This is a genomic window from Sphingorhabdus sp. SMR4y (assembly GCF_002218195.1).
GTDB lineage: Bacteria > Pseudomonadota > Alphaproteobacteria > Sphingomonadales > Sphingomonadaceae > Parasphingorhabdus.
The window spans coordinates 1076471-1087644 of the sequence record NZ_CP022336.1; the positions used below are offsets into that span (position 1 = coordinate 1076471).

Annotated in this window: 11 protein-coding genes; 7 read left to right on the top strand and 4 right to left on the bottom strand. The window is 56.5% G+C overall.

The window, feature by feature from the left end; all coding sequences use genetic code 11:
* Position 1: 1 nt before the first annotated feature.
* The 4 genes from rpoD (at position 2) to SPHFLASMR4Y_RS05150 (ending at position 4965) form a co-directional block, all read left to right on the top strand.
* Complete coding sequence (rpoD, locus tag SPHFLASMR4Y_RS05135) at positions 2 to 2014, top strand: RNA polymerase sigma factor RpoD (protein WP_089132594.1); 2013 nt, start codon at positions 2 to 4, stop codon at positions 2012 to 2014.
* A 163-nt stretch (positions 2015 to 2177) separates the two neighbouring features.
* On the top strand, positions 2178 to 2816 hold the full coding sequence (locus SPHFLASMR4Y_RS05140) for a DUF6975 family protein (protein WP_145955458.1): 639 nt from the start codon (positions 2178 to 2180) through the stop codon (positions 2814 to 2816).
* A gap of 106 nt (positions 2817 to 2922) precedes the next feature.
* Complete coding sequence (locus SPHFLASMR4Y_RS05145; RefSeq protein WP_089132596.1) at positions 2923 to 3768, top strand: AAA family ATPase; 846 nt, start codon at positions 2923 to 2925, stop codon at positions 3766 to 3768.
* 15 nt (positions 3769 to 3783) lie between these two features.
* Complete coding sequence (locus SPHFLASMR4Y_RS05150) at positions 3784 to 4965, top strand: vWA domain-containing protein (protein ID WP_089132597.1); 1182 nt, start codon at positions 3784 to 3786, stop codon at positions 4963 to 4965.
* Positions 4966 to 4968: 3 nt separating this feature from the next.
* Here SPHFLASMR4Y_RS05150 and SPHFLASMR4Y_RS05155 read toward each other — a convergent pair whose 3' ends face one another.
* Genes SPHFLASMR4Y_RS05155 through SPHFLASMR4Y_RS05165 form a run of 3 tightly spaced genes read right to left on the bottom strand, consistent with a single transcriptional unit; the run spans position 4969 to position 7071 of the window.
* Entirely contained in the window at positions 4969 to 5271 is a 303-nt protein-coding gene (locus tag SPHFLASMR4Y_RS05155) for a hypothetical protein (RefSeq protein WP_089132598.1), read from the bottom strand.
* Positions 5272 to 5329: 58 nt separating this feature from the next.
* On the bottom strand, positions 5330 to 6526 hold the full coding sequence (locus SPHFLASMR4Y_RS05160) for an exo-beta-N-acetylmuramidase NamZ domain-containing protein (protein ID WP_089132599.1): 1197 nt from the start codon (positions 6524 to 6526) through the stop codon (positions 5330 to 5332).
* Positions 6526 to 7071: a DOMON-like domain-containing protein gene (locus SPHFLASMR4Y_RS05165; protein ID WP_145955459.1), complete on the bottom strand. Its 546-nt coding sequence runs from the start codon at positions 7069 to 7071 to the stop codon at positions 6526 to 6528. Before SPHFLASMR4Y_RS05165 ends, SPHFLASMR4Y_RS05160 begins: the two co-directional genes overlap by 1 nt.
* A gap of 38 nt (positions 7072 to 7109) precedes the next feature.
* On the opposite strand from SPHFLASMR4Y_RS05165, the gene tyrS reads away from it, so the two are divergent.
* Both tyrS and SPHFLASMR4Y_RS05175 read left to right on the top strand, forming a co-directional pair.
* On the top strand, positions 7110 to 8339 hold the full coding sequence (gene tyrS, locus SPHFLASMR4Y_RS05170; RefSeq protein ID WP_089132601.1) for a tyrosine--tRNA ligase: 1230 nt from the start codon (positions 7110 to 7112) through the stop codon (positions 8337 to 8339).
* Positions 8340 to 8468: 129 nt separating this feature from the next.
* Entirely contained in the window at positions 8469 to 8750 is a 282-nt protein-coding gene (locus SPHFLASMR4Y_RS05175) for a PilZ domain-containing protein (RefSeq protein WP_089132602.1), read from the top strand.
* 6 nt (positions 8751 to 8756) lie between these two features.
* Here the strand turns inward: SPHFLASMR4Y_RS05175 and recG are convergent, their stop codons facing one another.
* Entirely contained in the window at positions 8757 to 10814 is a 2058-nt protein-coding gene (gene recG, locus SPHFLASMR4Y_RS05180) for an ATP-dependent DNA helicase RecG (RefSeq protein WP_089132603.1), read from the bottom strand.
* 58 nt (positions 10815 to 10872) lie between these two features.
* Between recG and SPHFLASMR4Y_RS05185 the strand changes: the two genes are divergently transcribed.
* Positions 10873 to 11139 (top strand): succinate dehydrogenase assembly factor 2, encoded by a 267-nt coding sequence (locus SPHFLASMR4Y_RS05185; protein WP_089134699.1) that lies wholly within the window; start codon positions 10873 to 10875, stop codon positions 11137 to 11139.
* The last annotated feature ends 35 nt before the right edge of the window (positions 11140 to 11174 follow it).

Genomic DNA, 11174 nt, shown 5'->3' on the forward strand with positions numbered 1-11174 from the left:
ATTGGCAAGTAAAGCGAAAAACACCAAAGCCGAAGACGAACCGTTGATTGATCTCAACGACAGCGCGATCAAGAAGCTGATCGCAAAGGCGAAAAAGCGCGGCTATCTGACGATTGACGAGCTGAACGAGGCCCTGCCCCAGGACCAGAATGAACAGATTGAGGACGTCATGTCTGCGATCTCCGAAATGGGCGTCCGCATCGTCGAGAATGACGAGGAAGCCGCCGAGGAAATGGGTGGCGAAGAGGTCGAGTCCATTGACGGCAAGGACAAGGACAAGAAATCCGCGGCCGCCGCTCCGAAAAAAGCGAGCGGTGACCGCACCGACGACCCCGTCCGCATGTATCTGCGCGAAATGGGTGCCGTCGAATTGCTCAGCCGCGAAGGCGAGATCGCCATTGCCAAACGCATCGAGGCCGGCCGCGACACCATGATCTGGGGTCTGTGCGAAAGCCCGACGACATTCAACGCGATCATCGAGTGGTCAACCGCGCTGAACGATGGCGAAATGCAGCTGCGCGAAATCCTCGATCTTGACGCGATGCTTTCCAAGGATCCGGTTCCGGAGAATCTGGAAGACGCCGAAGACGACGATGATGGCGAGATCAGCGAAAAGACCGCAGGTCCATCCTTCAAGGATGACGACGAGGTCGAAGACGAAGAATCCGCCGATGACGAAGATGATGATGAAGCCGGGCTGACCGAACGCCGCACCAAGCGTGTGGTCGAGGAAGAAGAGGAAGACAATACCCTCTCCCTCGCGCAGATGGAAGAAGCCCTGAAGCCCGACGCGCTGGAAAAATTCGCGCTGATCACATCGGTGTTCAAGAAATTCTCCAAATTGCAGACCACCCGGCTGGAATCGCTGGCGGCGGGCAAGGATTTCCCAGCCGCTTCGGAGAAGAAATATCACGATTTGCGTGAAGAATTGACCGCTTTGGTCGAAAGCGTGCAGTTTCATGCCAATAAAATCGAGTTTCTGGTCGACCAGCTTTACTCGTTCAATCGCCGGCTGACGACGCTGGGCGGACAAATGCTACGGCTGGCCGAGCGCCACAAGGTGCCGCGGCGCGCATTTCTGGATAGCTATATCGGCAACGAACTTGACGACAACTGGCTGGCAAGCATGGCCAAAGTCGACAAGAAATGGGCCTCCTTCGTCGAAAAGGAAGCCGATGCGGTTGACCGTATCCGGACGGAAATTTCCGACATCGCCAATGCCACCGGCACGTCGCTGGTCGAATTCCGGCGAATCGTCAACATGGTCCAGAAGGGCGAACGTGAAGCCCGTATCGCCAAGAAGGAAATGGTCGAGGCCAATCTCCGCCTCGTGATTTCCATCGCCAAGAAATATACCAACCGTGGCCTGCAGTTCCTCGATCTCATTCAGGAAGGCAATATCGGCCTGATGAAAGCGGTCGACAAATTCGAGTATCGCCGCGGCTACAAGTTCAGCACTTACGCCACATGGTGGATTCGTCAGGCGATCACCCGCTCGATTGCCGATCAGGCACGGACCATCCGTATTCCGGTTCACATGATCGAGACGATCAACAAGCTGGTGCGTACCAGCCGCCAGTTCCTGCACGAACAGGGCCGCGAGCCGACACCGGAAGAAATGGCCGAACGCCTCTCCATGCCGCTCGAAAAAGTGCGCAAGGTGATGAAAATTGCCAAGGAGCCGATTTCGCTCGAGACACCAATCGGCGACGAAGAAGACTCGCATCTCGGTGATTTCATCGAAGACAAGAATGCGATCATTCCGGTCGATGCGGCCATTCAGGCCAATCTGAAAGAAACCGTCACGCGCGTGCTCGCCAGCCTGACCCCTCGCGAAGAACGCGTGCTGCGCATGCGCTTCGGGATCGGTATGAACACCGACCATACGCTCGAGGAAGTCGGCCAGCAGTTCAGCGTTACCCGCGAACGTATCCGGCAGATCGAGGCCAAGGCGTTGCGCAAGCTGAAGCACCCGAGCCGCAGCCGCAAAATGCGGAGCTTCCTGGACCAGTAATCCGGGAGGCCCCGCCCGGCTGCTATGGTTTGTAATTCCCTAACAGCAGGTAAACCTACTCTTTAGGTATCGTTGCTATATCCGAAGCCAGACGAAGATGTTTGATGCATTTTCGCGGTCATATTCGGATATCGGAAACGCGATGCTAGGACAAAATGCACATTTGGAAACACAGCCCGGCTCCGCTGGGCAGGCCGGCACATATGGCAGCGACACAACGCCCTATGTAGGACTGATTGCTGAAGATTTCTCTTTGCTGTCGGGCGCCGATATCGCCGATATCGTGCATTTCCTGTGCGTTTTGCACGGCCGTCACCCCGGTGTCATCGATCATGCCGCAACCAAGACCGTCGAAGATGATGCGCGCGAATGGCTGGTTCAGGCGATCGATGGCTTTGCCGCCGAACGCGCTTTTTTGACCAAGTTAACCGTAGCCGCCGGTCCGATTTCCGGTGTCAGCGGCGATGACCAGAGCAACGCCGCAGTGCTTGGTCAACGAAAGGCCCTGGATATGCTGTCCCAGTCCGATCGCAATGGATGCGCCATGGGCGCGGCCATTGCGCTGGTGGCAGACTGGCACTGCATCAGAAAAATTCTGGAACAGATCGCTCTGCGCACAGGCGTGGAAGCGCGCTCGTCCATATTGCCCAGCGCCCGGCAGACATCGGATCTAAACATCCTGCTGGCGAAAACACCCGCTCTGGAAAGAGCGTTGAATTTCGGCGCGGAACAGTTGCTCAATCAGCATCGCGGACTGTGGCAACTGCTCGAAGCGCGCCGTAATATGCAGCTTTCCCGCTAATATTCCCGCCATCTCCGGCACAGATTAACTAAATGATTAACTTGCCTGCGCGGGGAGTTTTCCCTATCGCCTTTGCTTTGACTATTAAGGCAAGGAATAAAAAATCATGCGTTTTGACGGCACCAAAGACTATGTTGCAACTGATGATCTGAAGGTTGCTGTCAATGCTGCCATGACCCTCCGGCGCCCTCTCCTCGTCAAGGGCGAGCCGGGCACCGGCAAGACGGTTCTGGCCTATGAGATCGCCAAGGCAATGGGCACACCGCTGATTGAATGGAATGTCAAATCCACCACCAAGGCGCATCAGGGTCTCTATGAATATGACGCGGTGGCGCGGCTTCGCGACGGCCAGCTGGGCGATGAGCGCGTGCACGATATTTCCAACTATATCCGCAAGGGCAAGCTGTGGGAGGCCTTCACCGCTCCCGAGCTCCCGGTTCTTCTGATCGACGAAATCGACAAGGCCGACATCGAATTTCCGAACGATCTGCTGCAGGAGCTCGACCGGATGGAATTCCACGTTTACGAGACCAAGGAAACCGTCAAGGCGACGGAACGCCCGATCGTGATCATCACCTCGAACAACGAAAAGGAACTGCCCGACGCATTCCTGCGCCGCTGTTTCTTCCACTATATCAAGTTCCCGGATCGCGAGACGATGCAGGACATCATCAACGTCCACTTCCCCGACATTCAGGGCGTTCTGGTCAAGAAGGCGATGGACATTTTCTACGAAGTCCGGGACGTTCCGGGTCTCAAGAAAAAGCCGAGCACCAGCGAACTGCTCGACTGGCTGAAGCTGATCCTGAACGAGGATATGCCGCTCGAAGCCCTGCAATCTTCCGACAGCAGCAAGGCGATCCCGCCCCTGCACGGCGCGCTGCTCAAGAACGAACAGGACGTGATGCTGTTCGAACGCCTGGCGTTCATGGCGAAACGTGAAGCTCGCTAGGTAAAGGCGGATACGATGTTCTTCAATTTCATGGACGAACTAAGGGCCGCCGGCATTTCGGCGTCGCTCAAGGAACATCTGGTTCTGCTCGAAGCGCTTGAAAAGGACGTTATCCGGCGCAGTCCGGAGGAATTCTATTATCTTTCCCGCGCAACTTTCGTGAAAGACGAGGGCCTTCTCGACCGCTTTGATCAGGTTTTCTCGAAAGTCTTCAAAGGTATCGAAACCTCCTATGGCACGCAGGAGGAAGATATTCCGCTCGACTGGCTGAAAGCGGTCGCCGAGAAATATCTGTCCGAAGAAGAGATGGAGAAGATCAAGTCGCTGGGCAGTTGGGACGAGATCATGGAGACGCTGAAAGAGCGGCTCGAGGAACAACAGAAACGCCACGAAGGCGGAAGCAAGTGGATCGGCACGGGCGGCACGTCGCCCTACGGCAATTCCGGCTACAATCCCGAAGGCGTCCGGATCGGCGGCGAAGGCGGCCAGAAGAAAGCGATCAAGGTCTGGGACAAGCGCGAATTCCAGAATCTTGACAACACAAAGCTGCTGGGCACACGCAATATCAAGGTTGCGCTCCGGCGCCTGCGCAAATTTGCCCGCGAAGGCGCCGCCGACGAGCTCGATATCGACCGGACGATTAATGGCACCGCCAAGCAGGGCTGGCTCGACATCCACATGCGCCCCGAACGGCACAATGCCGTAAAATTACTTTTGTTTCTGGACGTTGGCGGGTCGATGGATCCGTTCATCAAGCTTTGCGAAGAATTGTTCAGCGCGGCAACCAGCGAGTTCAAAAATCTTGAATTTTTCTATTTCCACAATTGCCCCTATGAAGGCTTGTGGAAGGACAATCGCCGCCGCTTTTCCGAACGCACAAACACCTGGGATGTGCTTCACAAATATGGTCATGACTATAAGCTGATCTTCGTTGGTGACGCATCGATGAGCCCTTATGAGATCACCCATCCGGGCGGTTCGGTCGAGCATTTCAACGAAGAGGCCGGGGTAACCTGGATGCAGCGTCTGACCAATACCTATCCCGCCGCAGCCTGGCTCAATCCGGTTCCGGAAAAACAGTGGGGCTATTCCCAAAGCGTCAAGATCATCCGGGAACTGATGAACGACCGGATGTACCCGCTGACGGTTGACGGTCTGGGTGATGCGATGAAAGAATTGACCCGCAAGCAGGGCTGATCGCTAGTCTTCGATAGCGAGCAGGGTCGTACCATCATATTTTTCAGCGGCCGGTTCGAAAACATCGGACCGTTCGAAATGCTGGTCCTCGACGCGCACATCTTTCAGGCCGGCAAGCTTGAACGTTGCCAGCTTGATCTCCCGTGGCGGCTGGCCGTCCTTTTCCAGCGGCACAGCATCGACGTGCATCTCGTCATGGCGCGTATAAAGAATATGCGGCGCCAGTTTGAAAGCCGTCTTGTTATAAGTCGCAGACACGCATTTTTTCAGCGCGACACCTTCGAAAAACTCTTTACTCGGTAGCATGGCGGCCGATTACCAGATTTCGGATCGATTGCAATGGTTATGTTGCAGTGCAACAAATTCAGTAGAGATAAAACGGTGTCGACAGCTCTTTCCAATATTGTTCATCCGGTTCCGCTATCGCATCGAGGTCGGTTGCGGTCGATGAAGGTGCCTCTATCCATTCCCGCAGCGACGGACCGCCATTTATGACATCGAACGCCAGCTTGTCATTTTCATATTCATAAGGGAAATCCCGCCACAACTCATAACCCGGATAAAGGGCGGCCACAGCCTTCAGAGCCAGGGCCTGCAATCGCCAGGGCCGAAAAGCCGCGTGATCATAGGCTGGCCCCTCGGCATGGATGTGCACGCCATTGCACAGCAGCCCCTGATGCTTGTGGAACGTCGGTTCGAACCAGATATCCCGCAGCAGGCACCCCTCCAGCCATTGCGGCGCCATGTCCCGCATTGTCGCCATCACCGAGCGCGCATCAATATCCGGCGCGCCGAAAAGCTCAAGCGGCCGTGTTGTGCCGCGCCCTTCGGACAGCATCGTGCCTTCCAGCATGACCGTCCCGGCATAGGCGCGCGCCATGTTGACATTTGGTGCATTGGGACTGGGATTGATCCAGATGCGGTCTTCCGGCCAGCCGAAGCCCGGCCCCTCGGGCTGCCAGCCCTGCATCTCGACAACCCGATAGTCGACATCGAGATTGAAATGACTGATCATCCAGCGGCCCATTTCGCCCATGGTCATTCCGTGCCGCATCGGCATCGGCCCTGCCCCGACGAAGCTTTCCCACCCGTCTTCCAGCAAGGTGCCTTCAACCGGTCGCCCCGCCGGATTGGGCCGGTCCAGCACCCACACGGTCTTGCCATGCTCGGCGGCAGCTTCGAGCATATAGCGCAAGGTGGTAATGAACGTATAGATTCGGCAGCCAAGATCCTGAAGATCGATCAATATCGCATCGAACGTTTCCATCGACGGTGCGGTCGGCCGGCGCACCTCTCCATAAAGGCTGAACACCGGAATATCGTGCACCGGGTCGTTGAAATCGGGCGACTCGATCATATTGTCCTGCTTGTCACCGCGCAGGCCATGCTGAGGGCCGAAGGCCGCAGTCAGATTGATATCATCCAGAGCGGATAGCGCATCGAGACTGTGCACCAGATCGCGTGTTACCGAAGCCGGATGCGCCAGCAACGCGACTCGCTTGCCCGTCAGAGGCCGCCGCAATTCCGCATCTTCAATCAGCCTGTCTATTCCGAATTTCATCAACCTTCCGCTGCCTCCATTTTGAGCGTAAAACCGTCCCGGTGGTGAAAATCCGGCCTAGCGCCGGGATGCGCCAAAGCCCAGAGCGTTTTCTCTCCGTCGAGCGTTTCAATAACCGCCGAGAGGCCGGCATCCAGTTCGGGCGCCACCCAAGGCTCGGGCAATGCCAGAGTGGCTTCAAGCGCAATATGTGTATCGCTAAAATCCATATGAATTTCAGGTGCTTTGGCTATCACCAGCTGGCTCATTCCGTCACGATAACGGTCGAAATCATAAGCAGCCCAGTTGCCCGACGGAGAAAGATTGAACTCGCAATATTGCTCGGTTCCCGGTTGGCCGAGAAACAGTTCGAAGCAGCTTTGTTGCCACAGATTATCCATCCGTTCCGAGCGGTCCGGAACATCTGGAAGCTTGACCTGCTCAACATTTCCCTCTGCATGATATCGCAGCCAAATCGTTCCGCTCTTCGACAACGAACAGTCGGCCGTGATTTGATCGATTGCCGATCCCGGCGTCTCGGGATGACGCTGCAAGTTCAAACGCATATTGCGACTTTCGTTGTCCCCATGTAACGCACCCATCCATGACCCATTATCAATCCGATCTCCTGCGTCTACTGAATGATCGCGGCTATATCCACCAGTTAACCGATGCCGAAGCATTGGATTCGCTCGCCTCCAAAAGCGTCATCCCCGGCTATATCGGATTTGATGTCACTGCGGATTCGCTGCATGTCGGTAATCTGGTCCAGATAATGCTGTTGCGGCGGCTGCAACAGGCGGGGCACAAGCCGATTGTCCTGATGGGCGGCGGCACCACCAAGGTGGGCGACCCATCCGGCAAGGACGAGATGCGCAAGTTGCTCGATGATGACGGAATTGCAGCGAATTTTGCCAAGATACGAGACAGTTTCGAGAATTTCCTCACCTTCGGCGATGGCCCCACCGATGCCGTCATGGTCAACAATAACGACTGGCTGGGCGAGCTCGAATATATCCCGTTCCTGCGGGATATCGGCCGTCACTTCACGATCAACCGGATGCTGACCTTTGACTCTGTCAAACTACGCCTGGAGCGGGAACAGCCGCTGACCTTCCTCGAATTCAACTATATGATCCTGCAGGCCTATGACTTTCTGGAATTGTCGCGGCAATATGGTTGCCAGTTGCAGCTTGGCGGGTCCGATCAATGGGGCAATATCGTCAACGGGATCGAACTGGGGCGCCGGGTCGACGGGGCGGAACTGTTCGGAGTCACCACCCCCCTGATTACCAAGGCGGACGGATCCAAGATGGGCAAGTCCGTCGACGGCGCGATCTGGCTCAACGCCGATCGGCTGTCGCCCTACGACTACTGGCAATTCTGGCGCAATACCGATGACCGTGACGTCGGCAAGTTCATGCGGCTTTTCACAGATATCGAGCTCGATGAAATTGCGCGACTGGAGACGCTTCAAGGTTCGGAAATCAACGAAGCGAAGAAGATATTGGCCGATGCCGCAACCGCGATGGCGCACGGTGAAAGTGCGGCGGCCGATGCGGCCAGAACCGCGCAGCAGACTTTCGAACAGGGTGCTGCGGGAGACGATCTGCCTGTGTTTGAGGTAGCCGACAGCACGATTTCAATTCTGGATGCCCTCGTCGGGATTGGTTTCTGTGCTTCCAAGGGCGAAGCCAAACGTCTGGTTGCCGGCGGCGGCGCCCGGATTGACGCCGCGCAGATAAAGGACAGCGGCCACATGATCGCTGTTGCCGGCTCCGACGTGAAGATTTCTGCCGGCAAGAAAAAGCACGGATTGCTTCGCAACAGCTGACAGCGCGCAGAAATGCGCGCTGTTAAAAGCGGCCATTTACCAATTATTCTTAATCGAGCGTTATGATCGTGACGAACAATATGGAGTTCGCTGCGAATGGCCGCTTTACCACCTCAGACAGTCCCGGACATGCGTCGCGCCACGCGGTTTTCAGTCGACTTCGAAACCGTATGCGAAATTCATCCTGATCGTGAAATCCGGGTGCGAATCGCGAATATTTCCGCAAACGGCATGATGCTGACAGACCCTATAGACATGGAAAAGGGCGACCGGGTCACCGTTCGCCTGCCAGTAGCCGGTCGAATCGAAGCCTATCTGGTCTGGTCTCATCAGGGCCGCCATGGCTTCAAATTCGAACGAGTCATCCGGGAGCCGGATTTCTACGCGATGCTCGACATGATCAACGGCTGATAGGCTCTACCCGCTGCGCAATAGGCTGACGCCCCAGTCCCGCTCGAACAGATATAGGGCGATGCGCGCAGCCTGCCCTCTCTCGCTGGCCAATCCTCCGTCCCGATCAAGCAACAGCCGGGCATCATCGGTAGCCGCTCCGATAAATTCACTGACCTGTGTCGGCGTTGCCACGCGAAAGCCGGCGTCTCCGGATTGCCGGGTCCCAAGCAGCTCCCCTGCCCCGCGCAACCGGAGGTCTTCCTCTGCGATCCGGAAGCCGTCATTGGTTTCCCGCATCAGGCTTAGTCGGGCGCGCGCCGTTTCGCTCAGCGTATCGCCGCGAATCAGCAGGCAATTCGATTTGACACTACCCCGTCCGACGCGACCGCGAAGCTGGTGCAACTGCGCGAGCCCGAAACGGTCAGCCGCTTCGATGATCATCAGGCTGGCATTGGGCACATCAACGCCCACTTCGATCACAGTGGTAGCCACCAGAACCTTGATCTCGTTGCGCTGAAAGCGCTCCATCACCAGATCTTTCTCGGGGCCCTTCATCCGGCCGTGAACAAGGCCGATCTGGTCCCCGAACCGCGTTTTCAAAGCAGCAGCCCGGTCTTCAGCCGCAGCAAGATCGCTTTTCTCACTTTCGTCAATCAGGGGGCAGACCCAATAGGCCTGGCCGCCCGAGCCGATGTGGCGGGCCAGCCCTTCGACGACGTCCGGCAAGCGTCCGGCAGAAATAACGCTGGTATCGATTGCCTGCCGCCCCGGGGGCAGTTCATCGATACGGGAGACATCCATTTCACCGAATTGACTGAGTGTCAGCGTGCGGGGAATGGGCGTTGCCGTCATCGCCAGCAGATGCGGCGTTCTGTCCGCTTTCTGGGTCAGCAGCAGGCGTTGGGAAACGCCGAATTTATGCTGTTCGTCAATCACCGCGACAGCCAGGTTCTTATAGTTCACATGCTCCTGAAATATCGCATGGGTGCCGACCAATATATGGATGGAGCCGTCCATCAGCCCCATCAGGGTCGCCTCGCGTGTCTTGCCCTTGTCACGGCCGGTAAGGATCGCAATGTTGACCGGAAGGCCGGCCAGAATCTTTTGCAGGCTCTCGAAATGCTGCCGCGCCAATATTTCGGTCGGGGCGAGAAAAGCGCCCTGAAAGCCGGCTTCCACCGTCGACAGCAGCGCCATCAGCGCAACCAGCGTCTTGCCGGAACCGACATCGCCCTGCAGCAATCGGAGCATTGGAGCGGTTTGTGCGAGATCTCCCTCAATCTCTGCAATGCAACGTTTCTGGGCATTGGTCAGTTCGAACGGCAATTGCAGCTGGTCACGAAGCCTGCCGTTTCCCTTGATCGGCATGCCTTTTTTGGCGCGGTTGTTCGCCCGCACCAGCATGAAGGCCAGCTGGTTGGCAAATATCTCGTCATAGGCAAGCCGGTCGCTATTCGCTTCGCGTTCCATCCGGTGGAGAGCTTGAATTTCATGCTTCCAATTCTTCCAGTCTTTCGCCGCCAGCTGGCTCGGCTCGATCCATTCCGGCAGGTCCGGGACCTGCAACAGCGCCTGTTCGACCAGCTGTTTCATCCGGACATTGCCCAGCCCCTCGGCCAATGGATAAATCGGTTCGACAAGCGCAATGGCGCTTTCCTGCCCCGGCTCCAGTATCTGATCGGGATGTACCATCTGGAGCTCGTCCCCGTAGCGTTCCAGCTTGCCGGAAATCACCTTGGGCTCGCCCAGCGGCAGCAATTTTTTCGGCCAGCCCGGATTTCTCCCGAAAAAAGTCAGGCTGATATAATTGCCCCGCTTGTCCGTCGCATGAACCCGCAATGGACTGCGGGGGCCACCGGTGCGATAGTCGACCGGCGTAACCTCGATGACGATCGTTTCGCCGACATCAACCTCGTCAAGTTCATCGACATGCTTGCGGTGCATCCAGTAGCTTGGTTTATGGTAGAGAAGATCTTTGATCCGGGTCAGTCGCAACTTCTCGAGCGGCTTGGCCAAAGCCTTGCCGACGCCTTTGAGCGACTGGGTTTCGCCAAATAATGGATTGAGTATCTCGGGCCGCATGTCTATCCGCCTTTATACCTCGCTGGCGCATTTTGCCAGCCAAGTTGGAGCAATGAATATGGATCGCGAAACCAGGCTGAAACGGCTACAATTTCGCGCCTGGCATCGCGGAACGAGAGAAGCCGATTTTTTGATCGGCGGCTTTTTTGACCGCTACAGCAAGAACTGGTCTGCCGAGGACATGGACTGGTTCGAAAGACTGCTCGTGGAAGACGACGTCGATGTCATGGCTTGGGCGATCGGAACTCTGCCCGTCCCTTCTGCCTTTGACGGACCGCAAATGGCCGCGATGCAGAAACTCGACTATATTGACGCCACGAAATAATCTCACTCCCTATATCCAAAAGCGATTTCCCGTGT